This window comes from Paraburkholderia solisilvae (genome assembly GCF_902859875.1).
In the GTDB taxonomy this organism is placed as follows: Bacteria; Pseudomonadota; Gammaproteobacteria; order Burkholderiales; family Burkholderiaceae; genus Paraburkholderia; species Paraburkholderia solisilvae.
This window is the reverse complement of record NZ_CADIKF010000058.1, coordinates 1-14,631: the sequence shown is the minus strand read 5'-3', so window position 1 is coordinate 14,631 and position 14,631 is coordinate 1. Positions and strand designations below refer to the sequence as shown.

The window sequence follows — 14,631 nt, the reverse complement described above, 5'->3', positions numbered from 1 at the left end:
CGGAGGCGTTCACATTTAGCGGTGGCATCGTTTCATGCGATAGCCCGTCGGACTGACCCGGCGTTCACAAACCTTGCCGCTGCGCATTTTGCGGCCTACTGTGAGTGTGTGCGTTGATGACGCACGAACGCATTTTTGTCCTTACGCCTCGCGCCACTTCGGCGCGAGGGCTTTTCCGCCCCGAAGCCGACAGTGTCGAGCTTAGGAGAACGTTTGTAGCTATTCCTATTTCCTCTGCTTTCCAAGCGCCGCCTTTCGGCGAGCTGCGCGGTTCGGTTGTTTAACATCCTGAACAAGCTCTTTCCCCGCTTCACGCTCGCGCTTAACCGTTCCGGCCAGTAGATTGCGCTCAACATCGAATACCTTGACGTACTCCTCCCTGCCTGTTCCGAGCGCAGCGTACTTCAACGCGTCGAGCATGATGAGGAGATTGGTGTGCGGCACCCAGTCCGGAGTCGACAGGGTTGTGCGCTCGATCTCCATGGTTCGCGACCTGAATGCCCTGATCGAAAGAAGGAGCGAGGCCATGCGCTCAATGATGAAGATTTTCGCGGGAAGCTGCATGTCGCCGTACGGTACCAGGGCGTTCAGCAATGGACCCAGCATGCCAGAGTTGGCCTCGGCAATGTCGAACAATATCTCGCAAGCTGCGAGCCATTCGCGCCAGAATCGCGGCGTGGCGATGATGTAGTTGCAGTACACAACCTGCTCGGAGCTTTGCACGAGGTGACGCATGTCGCAGGTCGGGGCGATTCTCCTGCACGCCATTTCGAGCGCCTGCGCAATGCCAGCGTGATGATGCACGGCCTGCTCGAAAACGTTCAGAAAGATTGCGTTCTGCTCGAAGAACGGCGAGAAGATCACAACTTCGACGTCGTCGGGCTGCCTGGCGAGGTACACAAAGACGTCACCAGACGTTAGTTTCGTTTTCGTTCCGAACTTCGGTGACAGGAAGCCGTACCGCGCGTTCTCTTCGAGCGTATTGCTGAGCAGGAACCGCCTCATCGGCCAGTATTCGCGCCAGTCGGGACGCTGCCCAGTGTTGTCGAGCGGGAGGAAGCCGGGATCGAGCGCGCGTCGGCTCTCATCATCGTAGAAAATCTGATAGACGCAATTCTTCAGCATGACAATGTTCCGGACGGAGGACGGCGACGTGCGCCGCCGTGAATTCAGTTGATGACCGCGATGGATGCGCGCTTCACGCAACCGAAGTTCGCTTTTCGTAGATGAGCGTGCGATTACGCAGGTCGATCAGTTCGAAACCGGCCGCATGGAGAATGTCCGACGCACCCGATATCTCCTTGCGACCATGGGTTTCGAAGATGACAAATCTTGTTTTCCGTAGCGTTTGCGGCGCGCCTTTAAGGGCCTCCGCGCCGCTACCTTCGATGTCCATCTTCAACACGTCGATGCGCTCGAGACCGTACTCCGCAAGAGATGCGTCCAGCGTCGCTGTTGCCACTGTCCTGGTGTGCGTGCGCTGCCTTGTTGCCACGCTGTTTTCACCGGACAGAGGGTCATCGAAACTGATACTAAGTGCCTTGCCATCAGAAGCTGAAAGTGCGCACGTGATCGGGATGTACCAGTCGTTGGGCTCACCAATGCGTTTGCAGGTGAATGCGTGGGCTTCGGCCATCATGTCGATGCCAAAGACCGTGGCGTTGTGATTCAGGTAATGCCACCAGCGGATCGTGATGCCGACGTTCACGCCGCAATCCACGACGACAGGATGTTCCGGGTGTTCCAGTTGATGTTCGATGACATCGTGCCTGATCTCACCCTTGGCGAAGTTGTCGTGGATGTTCAGGACTTCGGCCATCGTCGATATCCTGCCGAAGACGGGAAGTCGAATGGGGAACGGAACAGCACGTATCGTTCGACAGAACGACAAGTAGTAGCCCGTTGGCCCGACCAGCCTTCTGAGTATTTTTGTCATGTTGGTGGTAGGTGGCGGACCCGGCGATCGCAGTGGACGCATGTCGGACACGCGGATCTTTCCGCTGGACACCGGGCCGTGGTGGCCATGTCAGTTAAAGTTTTTCGTCTGCTGCCGGGGCGTGTCGACAGTTCGAACGGTGAAGCTGTGATCCGGGTATAGATCGACTTCCCATCCACCGTCGGCATCGCGGTAGGTCAGAAAGCGCTGGTCACTCGAAGGGGCAAGTCGCGGAATGCCGTAGGCGTTAACGAATGCCTTCGCGAAATCGGCCAGCGGCATGCCGCCTGCGTTGAAGATTGCATTCGCGAACTCCGCGCCGACCGTGTAGCGCGTCATCTGGTTGTCGCGAAACTCGAAAAATGCGACGTACTGAGGCTGCCCGACCGCGCCGCAATTGAGCGCCATCCCGTAGGCAGTGTGTATCGTCAGATTCAGATACGGGTTTGATGTGTCCTTCTTCTCGTCGATATGGCACGAGCTTCCGTTCCTTGTCAGTGCAGTAGCCGCATTCCGTACCGTGACAGGTGGATCACCGAGGGCGAGTCCTTTTATACGCGGGCCTTCATGTGCTGATGCGATGAGTGGGGCAACAAGCGCAAGCGACAGCGCGAGCGCATGCCAGAACTTACGGCTTTGCAAACCGCCGTTTGCATTCATATACGAATCCTTTTGCGAGATGGGTAGATAGCGGATTTCTGACGAAAACTTGTGATCGGAGGCGTCGTGTCTGGTCAGACGCCGGTGTCCCCGGCAGCCGCGCGTGCCGCGATCAAGGTCACGCGAAGAACGTCGCCCAGTCGTGCGTCGTAGTGCACGGCAAGACATGTCCGGCATTTGGGCGCGACTGATGCCTGTATGCAGTCTGCGACGGCCCCAATCTCCCGCAGGCGCAGGGAGCGCGATCCGGCGACGAGGACCAGAACGCCATCCGCCTGCTGCATGCATGTCGAGCCGAGGTCTTCAATCGCCACGGTCACTGCATGACGGGGGCGGTCCACACCTTGCGCCGTGCCGATTCCGATATGTGCCTTCTCTGTACCGGCGAACGTTGCGCGGACATCGAGGTAATCGGCTCCCACCGGCGCTGTTATCTGGAAACCGCAGGCCAGACCCTCCGTCGCGGCGATGACGTATGCTCCGAGAAGCTTCGCGATCATCGACTCGTGTGGCGCTGCAGGCAGCACAATGAGCGAATCGAAGCTGTCTCTGTATGCGGCGAGAAGCGGCCCCGCGTCGGCATGGTCCCTAACGTCCGGAGTCAACATGCCAATCACCAGTGCACCGGACAGGCGGGCCATCGTCGCAATCACTTTCACCGCGCGCTGCGCGTCCTGCTCGATGGTGCTGACCAGAAGCAGCACGAGGTCGGCGTCGCGAATCCGGTTTATGACTGGAGCCTGAGGGGTATTCACCACGATCTGTTCAACGTCTCGCGGCAGCGCCGCATCACGCAACAGACCAAGCAGACGCGAACCGGTGTCGCCCACCCCAACAATTCGGGTCACGGGTGCCGGGACTCCGTCTGACGTCGGCATGACCAGCAATGGATCGAAAAGCGCCGTCAGCGCAATGCAGTCGGGCATGACGCGCTTTTCCTCTTCATGTTTGTCCATAGGTTTTTTCCGTTGTGCCCCATCAACCGCAGCGGTATGGAACAAAAGTGTAGCGTAAACACATCAAGTGTAAATACATCAGGTGTAAACACATCATGAAATGACGTGTGTATTCCGTTGAGAATTTGTCTTCATGTCTGGATCATCAAGGCATGAGCACCAAAGCGAAAACTTCTGATAAACGCAGTCCGATCGCAACCGCCGTTGGGAAGCGGGTCAAGGCATGCCGGATTGAGGCTGGGAAATCTCAGGAAGAGCTTGCGCATGACGCGATGGTTGACCGCACCTATATTTCAACGATCGAACGCGGCAAAGGGAACCCGAGCGTTGAAACACTGGCGAATCTCGCGTACTGCATGAACCTGACGCTCGCGCAGCTGTTCGAGCCGTTGAATATCAACCTGAAACCCACGGGTACGCGCCGCACCAACGTTGGGGAACCCGCCCCGGTCAGGCAGCGGCGGCTGCGGTAGCTTTGCGCGCTGCTCGCTTGTCGCGAGGCAGCTGGATTGACAGTGCTCCCGTAACGACAGCGGATTGTCTGGAGTAGGCGGTCACGTAAGTGCCATACATCGCGTACTTACCTGACGTTTCTGTGCGGTAGCTTAATCGTGCATTGCTCGATGCAAGCCATGGTTCGTTCTCCGCGGGATCAAGCAGCAGTAAGGTGCTCGGCTGAAATGTGCGACCGGACTGGCGACCTTCGAATCCGATGGCAAGCACCGCATGCAAATGTGTACTCCGCGCGGGTCGCCAGCTCAGGATCACAAGGTGGCCGCGCTGCAATTGCTCTTCACAGAACGCCACCACTTTCCGGTGTGTACCCTCGACGACCTTCGGGCGAAGCCCCCATCCGAGTGCGAACACCAGTTCCGCAAGCTCGTCCATCGTCGCACCGGACAAATAGAACGGCCAGACCCTATCCCAGAAGGCCGCACCCGCCCCACGCCGCTGCCACGAGACAAGCCTCGTATCGGGCAAGCGGCCGAGCAATGCACCGGCCATCGCAAGGCAATGTAGCGTGCAGCCGGAGTCCCATTGACCCTGTGCCGAATGGAGTACCTTCCGGGTGGCCGCGACTTCAAGTCGCTGATCGGGATGCAGCGCGGCGTGAAGTTTTTGCACGATGAATTCCACGATCAATATTCCGTTGGAAGCAGCAATGTTGTCGCGTGCCGTCCGGCCTCGGTGATGATCCACAATACTTCAGACGGCGTACCGAGCAGGTAGACCGACAGCAGGCGGGAACCTTGTTCGACGGCCAGCCGGTTTGCGATCGCATCCGCCTCACTCACGGTGCCCCAGTCGCCGCGCATGTGACGCAGCAGCAGGTCGAGCGGGTGCGTGTCAGTGCGCTCGAGAAGCGAGACGGCTCCTGGAGTGGCAACGATGTCGCCTAGCCGGAACAGAGGGGTTCGATGCTTGTGAGATATCATGAGTAGGTATCCTTATTAATAAGGGCATGCGAAGGCCACCGCGATGACGTAACGGCTTTAGGCGCGGGGCAAACGAAGTGGGGGAAAGCAGGCTCTACGGAGGCTGGCCAGCGAACGGCCGACGGTAGCGGACAACGTCAAGGTCCGTGACCAATCCCAGGCCGGTCATGGAAGGATTACCGATTGTTTTCCGGGCGCCTCGCTCCGACAATAAGGGCGCGATGCAGGCGGTCCTTCTTGCGACAAAAAACTATCAATTCGGCTCAAAACGAATCGAAATCACTGCATTTTCGGCAATCGTAGCACGAATGTTTCGCAATTATCCCCGAAAAGTTGCCCAAAAAATGGGAGTCACATGGTTTTGTAGTAAAAGTGTAATATTTGGGTGCCATCGTCTATAGGAATGGCGGCTCGGCGGTGGCAAACCAGCCCCGGCAACCCCTTAAATGGCCCCAGGACGGCTCGGCGGGCGTGAGCGAATACCAGAAGAAGAACCGGAAGCGCGAGCAAGCCGCCGTTGAACATGACAAGCACCGGCCGGAAACGAAAGTTTATTGTAATAGTCCGGTGTCCGGATACGTTTATTCCAGGGACGCGACTGGGGGCACGGCTTGTGAAAGAAGCGCTGCCCCGAATGGTGGAAACGCCGACGCGAGATTTTGCCGCATAAGCACGTCAATTCCGGGAGAGGTCTTCCTGCTCGACAATGTGGCTGTAAAGGGCAGCAAAGTGCGCAGTTCGCCTCTTTGCAGACATTGGACCGGATTTTGTTCTACGTCAGAAATGACGAGGATCGCTGACGAGCACCATCAACCGGACGCTAGGCTATTGAGGTCGACGACCGGCGGTGCATTGTCGATTCCCGACAAAACAGACCTGGCTTGCTCAAGCGCGCCTGCCGGGACGATGACGCGCCTAACCATCTCGATCACGCGCTTGCCATTGAGACCGGGCAAGATCAGTGATTTGCTAAGTCTCTCTACAGCGCCAAAGTCACTGTCGATTGTTCGGGTGAAGAATTCCGAATCGATTTGGAGGATTTGTTCTCTTTCGGCGGGTGCAACCTCGCGAATCACCTGCTTGCCGAGAATACTGAATTCGCACGCAATGCGCCACTCGCGCTGGCGATAGTAGTCAAGCAGGCGATCTGCTTTCCGATTGTCCGCGGGATAGAAAAAATTTAGTAGCGCACCTAATCCGCTGTTCAGCCCGCCTAGTGGTGTCAATCCATGACCGAGCGCGGCGATCAAATGTTTCGCTTCGGCCGTGTCGAGTGTGACATTTTGCTTGAGATCCGGATTGCCCGTGAAAGAAGTGTTGAATCGCAGTTTCTCGGATACTGGAGTTGTACCTTCGAAAATTTCTTGCAAGCATGCCATTCGGGCAATAACGGATCTTGCGTCCAGTGCCATTGCTATGAGCGCTGCACCGACGCCACTTCCATCCGCAACTTGTGCGGTTGGATCAGGGACGTAGAAAACAGGAAGCGCTCCCAAACTGCGAACGACGTCAATATCGAACTCTAGTGCAAACGCACCGAATTTCTCGGCGTGTTCGGATAATTCGTGCGGAGCGAGCTCTGTGAAGCAGACACGTCGCTGCAAGATGCGTAGAACTCGAGGTGGCGAATCGTTTGCATGGGGTTGCTTCCACTCGATTTGCTCGGGAACCATGAGAAGCCCCAGATCACGTATCGAGGTTAAGATCTGGCAGCCTTTTTCGATTACCGTTTGGTCGGCTTTCCCGCGCCGAGGAAAGCTGTGATAGAAGAATCGTGCATCCATAAATTGATGGAGGGTGAAGTGAGATGTCAATTCCCGTAAAGCGAAATAAGTAAACGTTGCGTTTTAACCCTCGTTATCGCGTCCACGTATCCGATCGTGGTCAGGAACGATCAGGGATCCAACAACGCCGGAGGCCCGCTGTGCCAAACCTCGTTCGTGTTGCGAAATCGAGAATGCGAGCATCTGAATGGCCGACCTGGCGACACGTAGTGCGCGCAGTGCCTCTTGGGTAAATTGCTCCCGTCGATGACGTTCAATTTCAGGTGCCTGTCTGCTGTGTGCTGGTTCTCCGAAGTCGTGCAGTACTACAAATCGATGCGTGCCTGCGTTGCGCAGTTCCTTTTGCGGACGCAGGATACCCTCACTGTTATCGTAGTCCTCAGCCAACTCCAAAAGGCCATAGAGAGCACTGACGCCCCCACGAATCACTTGCTCGACCTTTTCGGTAAGTGGGCGCACGCCGGTTACTTTGTCAACATTTCCTCGCCATAGCTTGCCAAAGTAGACCCTATCCGGCGACTGTCCAAGCTCGAAATAATGGTTCGCCGTTACGGCGATCTTGTCGAGCAGATCGAGGGCTGCACGGTGCGCCAAGATAAGCGCAGACGCATCAGGGCCGTAAGTGGCGTAATCGAGGGTATCTCCAAATCGCCCCGTCGCTGGCCACACGTTTTCGTCGATAGCCCGCCATGCAAGGTCACGCGCAAGGATGAAGTCGCCCTTGAGCACATTGAACATGGCAAACACGGGCGGCGGCATCCCGCTTGCGCCCGATTCACGCTCCAAAATTCCAGGAAGCATGAGCCAGTCCAGTTTACCCACGACGGGATCGATGCGTTCGACAGCGGGTGCGAGCGTCAGGCGCTCGCGCTCCACCCACGCAATGAATGGATCTTTGTGTGGTGATCGCTGCGGCGGATCTTCCAATTCACTGGCGAACGCAGCGATCTCTTCCGCAGCCTGCGCACCAGCATAATGGATAACCCGATCCGGATACCGATGCGCAATCTTGGCCAACATGATCGCCTCAATGCGCGTAAGATCTGAACAGCATCCTCGGTTATAAAGCCATAACAAGTTACGAGCTGCGGAGCTTGCTGCAACTCCGTTTTCCGGATCAAGCTCCAGCGCAGCAAGCCATCCATCATGAGCTTCGCCAAATCGATAGCTATTGCTGAACTGGTTGGCAAGGTTCGTCCAGGCTTGGGTTTTCAGCTCATAATCGGCATCCTTACTATGGGCTACTTTCCAGAAGCATCGGCGTGCTTCGGCGCGATAATCCTTGGTACGCTCCTGATGATCCAGCCAACTGGGGTCACGAGGCGGGTTGCCCACCGCCGCGACCAACCCATTTGCCAGGTTGTAGGCGATGTTGGTTGTTGGGAACCGATCATGCAGTGCACGAAATAGCGCGAGCCCTTCTTCGATTGCACCCTTCTGTTGCACCAAGACGCCGCCATCCACCAAAGTACTGGCCCTCAGCAGCATCAGGTTGAAGCGCTCGGGCTCCGGTGTATCAAGATTGATCTCTCGAGCCTGCTTTACCGCCTCGGCAGGATCGCTATTCAGCAAAGTAGTCAGATGAGCTGACCGCTCGTAAAACCGGTCCTGCATTGACGGCATAAGCTAGGCTCCTTGCCTTGTTTGATCGGTGAGAGGCCTATGGGTGGTTGTTGGGTAGCACTTCGCTTCCTCGAAAATCTATTCCGTGGGATTGTCCAGCCGCTTGGGAAGCTTTTCCTGAAGGCCCTCGAGTATTTCATGGAAACTCTTGCCGTGGGCAACCGAAGGAAACGATCGGTGAAGCGGCGATTGCCGTTCCTTGTCACCAGGCCATGCCGTCTTGATCATCGCAATCACCTGCTCCTTCACACTCTCGGGAACGTTTTCATATCCCCGAAACCAGGAAGATGCTAGACCTCGGAAATTATCCGTGATGACTTCGCCTCGCTCGCCGAGCATGGCCACTGCCGCGGCGGCCGCGACGGGCTGCAAGCCATCGGGTAGCGCAGGACATACCAGACTGGCGTAGCTGTCGTAACCACGTGTCGCCGGGCGACCGTTACAGGCCGCCATGACCGCAGCTGTCGCTGTCAACGCGGATGCGGGTGGCAAACGGAAGTTGAACAATGCAGCGCTCAGTGCGTCCATGTCCTTGGCGTTGGCAGGCTCGGCGCGCGCTACCAGCGAGACGAAGAGTTCAGTTACTTTCTGCTGAAGATGCTCGGGTACATGCGTCTGGTCGAATGTCACGCGGAACGCATCGAGTGCCGTATCGAAGGGTTCGCTCTCGATCGCATGAGCGACAGCCTGAGTTTCGTAGTCTGTGGCGATATGCGGGTTGATCACCCCGATGGAGAAAAGGTCTGCAGTGCCCCGTTCCACCTGTCGTTTGCGCGTTTCATCGCACAGCACCTGCAGGAAGTGTTCGAAGGCCTCCGCATTGCTAGGCTGTACCGGGAAAAGACGCGACGGAACGATTACCTTCACTTGGTATTCGCGGGCTGTTGCCATGAGAGATGCGTCGTCGTCAAAAGCAACGAGATAAGAACTGGGCAATGTTCCCTTGAATGCCCGCTTCACGGTATCGAAAATCTTGGCGACATTTTCGTCCCTTAGGCTGTATCCAAGAAAGAGCAGCCGTTTTCCAAGCAAATCCGCGCGGAGCTTGATGTCGAGAGGATGATCTTCGGCCTCCATGCGTTTTTTATACGACCGCGCGCCAAACACCAGTGAATCCGGCACTGACGTGTCACCGTGAAACTTGATCAGCAACGGTTCCCCAGGCGCAGATTCGCTCAAGTCATCGACGGTGAGAACCGTTCGATAATGTCTGCCATATCGACTCGCGGTCAGCTCAAACAGGTTGTCTTGGTTGGTGGTGTAGAGCAGATTCTGCATCAGACTCACGAGCAACCGATGCGAAGGGGTTTTGCGTTCGTCCAACTCTGCCACGACGAGTTTCTCGTTTAGAAAGGCGATGAACGCCGCTTGGCCGCGCTCGTCAGCGAAGACATCAGCGATCTCGGCAAGCGGTGTATCGGATGCGCGACCGATCTCCGCCGCCATCTCGCCCGCTAACTCGGCGGCGGCCACCCCTAGATGCTGCCGGGAGAGCCCAGCTCCAAAAAATGGCACGAGCTTGTGCCTTGCAAGAAGGTCGGCCATTTCATCGATCAGGGAAAATGGATCGATTTCGGAATGATTGTCGGTCAACGTGCTCTCCATCTTCCATAAAGATTGCCGGGGATTAACCGTGAACGCATTTGCTTTCCGTCGGAGTGCGTCGTGTGTATTGATTACGCGGACCTAAAACCCGATTCCGCCGGATTTTCGCATTGCGAACTGCTCAGGTGCTTTGGAAAGGCCACCACATCGAGTACGGCGGCAGGCATCGGCTCACTGTCCGGACCCACACCCCATTTTCACCCGCATTTCCCGGATGGCGTAGCACAACGAAACACCACGTGCTCGCAGCGAGTCAATCCCAACTGCGTACGCAAGCGTCACGATCACATGACCCACGAATCTCTCAGCGAGCATATGATCAAAAGCTAAAGGTCGATGTCTCGACGCGAGATCGGTGGGAATAGAGGTCTAGCGTTAGAACACTTTTCCATAGCCGCTCCGTCTTCGCTTCGACCTCAGGTGGATGAGTGCGATCTGCTGTTTGCAGCCGCATCCAAGTATGCGCGAAAGAATGAGGCCAATACGAGCGTTGCGGTATTATCAGCATCGACGTATCCGTCTCAACCATCCCGGTCAGATGCCTACGGAAGCGAAACGACTAGTTGTTCCGCTGAGGTGGCAGTACGGAAATCCGAGGTGGGTACGTCACTCATCCTTTTTACCCCACCACGATACCAGTGTGGCGACCTGCTGGATGTCACCTGTGCTCAGCGGACGGGATTGCCACCTCGTCGGATAGCTGATTTCTTCTCGTATGCGAACCAAGAGGGAATAGCTGTCGCCGTTGATCGACAGCGCTTGACGATACCAACACATCAAGTATCGCGTTTCTATTGTGCGCGAACCAAACTCCGCGACTCCGGCAAAGTTGCAAGCGTAGCGATCTGGCGGAGTGGCCAGGAAGGCCTTCAGATAAGGTACGATCCGTAAAGATGCCATCCGACGCGTAATTGACTTAGAACGTCGCGTAATGTGCCGCCACGCAAGCCGGGTGACTTTTAGCTCGCCGACAAGCGGATTGGCCCATATCTGACGCTTGAGCACTCCGTACGCCTCTTTTGCTTTTCGCATAACCTGATCATCCGGTATTGCGGCGACGGTTTGCCTCGCGTGGCGTCGCGACCATGATGCGTAATCGTACAGACGGCAAAGGTCGTACCGGATAGATGGCCGCAGGTATTGCGACCTACGAATCTTAGCTGGTGTTTTCAATAGACTCCGTGGATCGGTGGCATACCAGTACAGTCTATCCATGGGTGGAGGCGGAACCCAGATTACCAAACCGGGCATCCCCGTTCCTGACAGGGCGTTGATCGTATCCTTGTCAATGCCGAGCGTAATGAAATACTCGTTCGACGACTCCTTTCGATAAGACGGGCCGGCTTTGATCTGAGCATGTGCTGTAATGAGCTTCTTGGGCACCACTACGTGGCGAAAGGAGAATTTGACATCGACCTTCGCTGCGTCTTCGGTCATTGTCGTAGCCGAGGTTTCCGCGCATGTAGCAATGCCGAGCACGCCAGCGGCGAATCGAGCCGCAGCAGCGCCGTCGGTTTTTGTTTGTGTAGCGGATGTCATATGTCTAGAATCGTAGGAATGCTTTTAATTGTCCAAAGCGCGATATTTCGCCCTTACCAAGTGGACCGTGACACCGCGATGTCCCAAGAATCAAGGGCGATTGCGCGTTTGAAATTTTGTAGGCGGCGAGACGCAAGTCGCTCACCGAATACGTCTTGTCCGCCGTCGCATCGCCAACCGCTCTTCGACCGTCCAATCCGCTCGAGATGCGAGGCCCGTAGCATGTCCCTGAGTGCCCTGTGCCTAGGAGGCGGCCAAGCGTCAGATGTCTCGCGGAGGCGGGTCAAGCCCCACGGCCTATTGGCAGTGATGTCAGCAAGAGCAAGCATTATGACGGCATCGACCTCGAATTTTCCGAGGCATCGGGAGAGCCACCGTCATCTCGCAGGCCCACTCGAGGAGGGCGAGAGCTTCGACGTGTTCCACATCAGAATATGAATCAAGCACGAATCGACTTCGCCCACGGTACATGCGTCGTGCGAGGTTTGGCGCAACACTTCTCAATTCTGGGCCTTCGGCGTCCATTAACAGAAAGCGGTTAAACGTGACGATATCGCCACGCCGACCTCTGTTGTCCGAGCTGCGTTGAGGACTAACGCCGATCCAAGTCAATTTCCCCGCGATTCCTAAACTCATTGGTTCGGCACCGATGCCCCCCACACCGATCACGGCATCAAAGTGAAGGTTTCGAATCGTTCCCATGCAGTCGTTGATGCCAAATCGCCCAGAACGATCTGGATCGCCCGTGTGCGTTCGCTTGTACGTCAGTATCCGCATTTGCCTATCTCTGATCTACGCCGCAGCGCGTTTATCAAACTCCCCGATCCAATCGATCATAAGTTTGAGATCATCGGCAAGCTCGTCAACGCCCGGAAGGTCCGCGTCGATCTCATCTGATTGCGAATGTTCAAACCGTGAATATTTCGTCATCATTTGATCGACTAGCACGCAGTCGTCCGGCGTAATCTTCGCCAGCGATCGAATCTGCTGTGTCTGGACGGACCGGCGAAACCGCTCGATTAAGCCACTCAGCATGACTTTCTCGACAGATCGCTCGACGAGTATTCGGAAATCGGAGCAAACCGCCTTCATCTCATTGTCGTAACCCACATCGCCCGCGTCGAGCAGCTTGCGTAAAGCGGATAACCGATGGTCGCGCAGCTTCGCGAAGCCCTTATCGGGCCGTTCTCGCCTTACATCAAGCGTATCGACGACGCCCACCAGCGTGCCCAGCCGTCGCAGTGATATCAAGGCCCGTGTCGGAGAAGCTCCGCCCATGGTCGCCGCATTCTTGTTGGCCTTATCCAACGCATCTTCTAGAAGGGCCAGTGGATTTGCCCCCGTACTACCGGACACCATCTCACACTAAGGTTGATGAATCGGTTCTACGTCGGAACTCGCGTGGCGAGCGGTATTTCAGCGCGCTATGCGGGTGCCTGTCGTTGTAGTGTTCGAACGCGACAGCCAGGTTGCGTACAGCGGTCGGCGCGTCAGGCTTCGGCATAAACGCAACGTAATCGCGCTTCATCGTCTTCACGAAGCTTTCTGCCATACCGTTGCTCTGCGGACTACACACGGGCGTCGTCAGCGGCTTGAGACCGATGTCCGAGGCGAACGCCCGAGTCTTTTCGGCAATGTAGCCCGAGCCGTTATCGCTGAGCCATTCAATTTGCGCAGGCGCTTTCCGAACGTTCCCGAAACGATGCTCGACAGCAGCTAGCATGACGTCGCGCACAACGTCACCGCTGTGACCGCCGGTCGTCGCGGCCCAGCTCATGGCCTCGCGATCGCAGCAGTCAAGTGCGAAGGTCACGCGCAGCGGCTCGCCGTTGTCGCAACGAAACTCGAAGCCGTCAGAGCACCATCGCTGATTGCTTCTGGATACCGCCACCTTGCCGTCATGCCGACGCTCGATGCGCGGCCGCGCAGGCCGTCTGTGGAGCAGCAAATCGTGCACACGCATCACGCGATAAATGCGTTTGACGTTTACCGGCGCTGCGCACCGCAATTCCCTCTCGCTTCGCAACAGGCCCCAGACGCGTCGATAGCCGTAGCTCGGCAAGTCAGCAACGAGCAACCGGATTTCGTCGACCAGGTCCGCATCATCCGCTTTCCGTGCGCTACGGCCATCCTTCCAGTCGGCTGGCCGCGCGAGCTTTTCCGCCACATTCGAGCGCGCTACACCGAGAACGTCGCAGACCTGCTTCACTGCTCGTCCCCCGGCAATGAGGGTGAGCGCGCAATCCATTTTCGCGACTTCATCACCTCCACGGCTTCACGGAGAATCTCGTTCTCCATGGTCTTCTTGCCCAGCAGGCGTTGCAGTTCCTTGATCTGCCTGAGTGCATCGCCCAGCTCAGAGGCCGGCACAACTTCTTCTCCGGCGCTCACCGCCGACAGACTGCCGTCCTGATGCAGCTTGCGCCACTGAAATAGCTGATTCGGGTTGATGCCATGCAGCCGCGCCACCATCGAAACTGTCTTGCCGGGCTCGAACGTCTCCCGAACCATCGCCAGCTTCTCATCCGCCGACCAGCGCCGCCGGCGCTCAGGTCCCGTTAACACTTCCATCACTTGTCGTTTGTTGTTAGTCATGTACACAGTCTTATGCCTACCCGCTATTGTAAGTGGGAGACTGTGTCCGGACTTTCAGGGGGCTGTTCCAGCCAGCAATGAAAGTCTATGTGTGAAAACGATCACCTGCCGTGTTCGGGACAGCTCAACCAGCCGATCAGCAACGCGCTCCTCAAACTCCTGGTCGAGAGATGAAATCGGATCGTCAAAAACGAACGGCGTCGATTGCCCCGAGCCAGTGATATCGGCGAGGAAGGCTGCCAGCGCAACAATTCGGCTTTCTCCCTCACTCAGAACGGCATGGGCCGCGGCGTTCTGCTTCGTGTCGCGTAGCTTAAGCGCAAACGAAATTCGGCCCTTGCCCTCTTGCAAAGGCTCAGGACTGACGAGCAGACGCTTTCCGCCGAGTGAATCGCCCCGGGAATCGTGGAGGCTGGTTGGTTTAAGTTAATGCGGGTTCGGCGACCGGTGTTTCAAGTTGCCGATAGTAGTTTGCCTCAGCTTCTGCGGGCGGGATG

Annotated in this window: 14 protein-coding genes; 1 reads left to right on the top strand and 13 read right to left on the bottom strand. The window is 56.7% G+C overall.

What is annotated here, in order from left to right:
* Positions 1-225: 225 nt before the first annotated feature.
* The 4 genes from HV675_RS26820 to HV675_RS26805 all read right to left on the bottom strand — a co-directional run bounded on the left by HV675_RS26820 (position 226) and on the right by HV675_RS26805 (position 3,552).
* On the bottom strand, positions 226-1,125 hold the full coding sequence (locus HV675_RS26820) for a hypothetical protein (protein ID WP_175114486.1): 900 nt from the start codon (positions 1,123-1,125) through the stop codon (positions 226-228).
* Between the two features lie 73 nt (positions 1,126-1,198).
* A complete protein-coding gene (locus tag HV675_RS26815) occupies positions 1,199-1,819 on the bottom strand; it encodes an FkbM family methyltransferase (protein WP_175114485.1) in 621 nt (206 codons plus the stop codon).
* Positions 1,820-2,026: 207 nt separating this feature from the next.
* Positions 2,027-2,596: a hypothetical protein gene (locus tag HV675_RS26810; protein ID WP_175114484.1), complete on the bottom strand. Its 570-nt coding sequence runs from the start codon at positions 2,594-2,596 to the stop codon at positions 2,027-2,029.
* A 74-nt stretch (positions 2,597-2,670) separates the two neighbouring features.
* The gene (locus HV675_RS26805; protein ID WP_175114483.1) at positions 2,671-3,552 is read right to left on the bottom strand and encodes an FtsZ/tubulin family protein; all 882 of its coding nucleotides are present in this window, start codon (positions 3,550-3,552) and stop codon (positions 2,671-2,673) included.
* 152 nt (positions 3,553-3,704) lie between these two features.
* Between HV675_RS26805 and HV675_RS26800 the strand changes: the two genes are divergently transcribed.
* Positions 3,705-4,025 (top strand): helix-turn-helix domain-containing protein, encoded by a 321-nt coding sequence (locus HV675_RS26800; RefSeq protein ID WP_175114482.1) that lies wholly within the window; start codon positions 3,705-3,707, stop codon positions 4,023-4,025.
* On the opposite strand, the gene HV675_RS26795 is transcribed toward HV675_RS26800, so the two are convergent.
* From HV675_RS26795 to HV675_RS26755, 9 genes are all read right to left on the bottom strand, one after another.
* Positions 4,003-4,689: a hypothetical protein gene (locus HV675_RS26795; RefSeq protein ID WP_246270565.1), complete on the bottom strand. Its 687-nt coding sequence runs from the start codon at positions 4,687-4,689 to the stop codon at positions 4,003-4,005. The genes HV675_RS26800 and HV675_RS26795 overlap by 23 nt on opposite strands.
* Positions 4,690-4,691: 2 nt before the next feature.
* Complete coding sequence (locus HV675_RS26790; RefSeq protein WP_175114481.1) at positions 4,692-4,988, bottom strand: hypothetical protein; 297 nt, start codon at positions 4,986-4,988, stop codon at positions 4,692-4,694.
* Positions 4,989-5,797: 809 nt separating this feature from the next.
* Positions 5,798-6,772, bottom strand: a complete 975-nt coding sequence (locus HV675_RS26785; protein WP_175114480.1) for a hypothetical protein — start codon at positions 6,770-6,772, stop codon at positions 5,798-5,800.
* Positions 6,773-6,835: 63 nt separating this feature from the next.
* Positions 6,836-8,395 carry an LA2681 family HEPN domain-containing protein gene (locus HV675_RS26780; protein WP_175114479.1) on the bottom strand — a complete coding sequence of 520 codons (1,560 nt, stop codon included), beginning with the start codon at positions 8,393-8,395 and terminating at the stop codon, positions 6,836-6,838.
* 78 nt (positions 8,396-8,473) lie between these two features.
* A complete protein-coding gene (locus tag HV675_RS26775) occupies positions 8,474-9,988 on the bottom strand; it encodes an SIR2 family NAD-dependent protein deacylase (protein WP_175114478.1) in 1,515 nt (504 codons plus the stop codon).
* A 618-nt stretch (positions 9,989-10,606) separates the two neighbouring features.
* On the bottom strand, positions 10,607-11,539 hold the full coding sequence (locus HV675_RS26770) for a hypothetical protein (RefSeq protein WP_175114477.1): 933 nt from the start codon (positions 11,537-11,539) through the stop codon (positions 10,607-10,609).
* A 792-nt stretch (positions 11,540-12,331) separates the two neighbouring features.
* The gene (locus HV675_RS26765; RefSeq protein ID WP_175114476.1) at positions 12,332-12,847 is read right to left on the bottom strand and encodes a hypothetical protein; all 516 of its coding nucleotides are present in this window, start codon (positions 12,845-12,847) and stop codon (positions 12,332-12,334) included.
* Between the two features lie 52 nt (positions 12,848-12,899).
* Positions 12,900-14,110 (bottom strand): IS3 family transposase gene (locus HV675_RS26760; protein WP_175114513.1). Its coding sequence is split into 2 segments (ribosomal slippage): positions 12,900-13,792 and positions 13,792-14,110, totalling 1,212 coding nucleotides; the frame shifts between segments, so codons are not numbered across the junction.
* A 78-nt stretch (positions 14,111-14,188) separates the two neighbouring features.
* Entirely contained in the window at positions 14,189-14,485 is a 297-nt protein-coding gene (locus tag HV675_RS26755) for an AAA family ATPase (protein ID WP_246270564.1), read from the bottom strand.
* Between the last annotated feature and the right edge of the window lie 146 nt (positions 14,486-14,631).

Excerpts from the sequence above, each read along its gene's own strand:
- HV675_RS26820 (WP_175114486.1), bottom strand. The coding sequence starts at position 1,125 with ATGCTGAAGAATTGCGTCTATCAGATTTTCTACGATGATGAGAGCCGA.
- HV675_RS26815 (WP_175114485.1), bottom strand. The coding sequence starts at position 1,819 with ATGGCCGAAGTCCTGAACATCCACGACAACTTCGCCAAGGGTGAGATC.
- HV675_RS26810 (WP_175114484.1), bottom strand. The coding sequence starts at position 2,596 with ATGAATGCAAACGGCGGTTTGCAAAGCCGTAAGTTCTGGCATGCGCTC.
- HV675_RS26805 (WP_175114483.1), bottom strand. The coding sequence starts at position 3,552 with ATGGACAAACATGAAGAGGAAAAGCGCGTCATGCCCGACTGCATTGCG.
- HV675_RS26800 (WP_175114482.1), top strand. The coding sequence starts at position 3,705 with ATGAGCACCAAAGCGAAAACTTCTGATAAACGCAGTCCGATCGCAACC.
- HV675_RS26790 (WP_175114481.1), bottom strand. The coding sequence starts at position 4,988 with ATGATATCTCACAAGCATCGAACCCCTCTGTTCCGGCTAGGCGACATC.
- HV675_RS26785 (WP_175114480.1), bottom strand. The coding sequence starts at position 6,772 with ATGGATGCACGATTCTTCTATCACAGCTTTCCTCGGCGCGGGAAAGCC.
- HV675_RS26780 (WP_175114479.1), bottom strand. The coding sequence starts at position 8,395 with ATGCCGTCAATGCAGGACCGGTTTTACGAGCGGTCAGCTCATCTGACT.
- HV675_RS26770 (WP_175114477.1), bottom strand. The coding sequence starts at position 11,539 with ATGACATCCGCTACACAAACAAAAACCGACGGCGCTGCTGCGGCTCGA.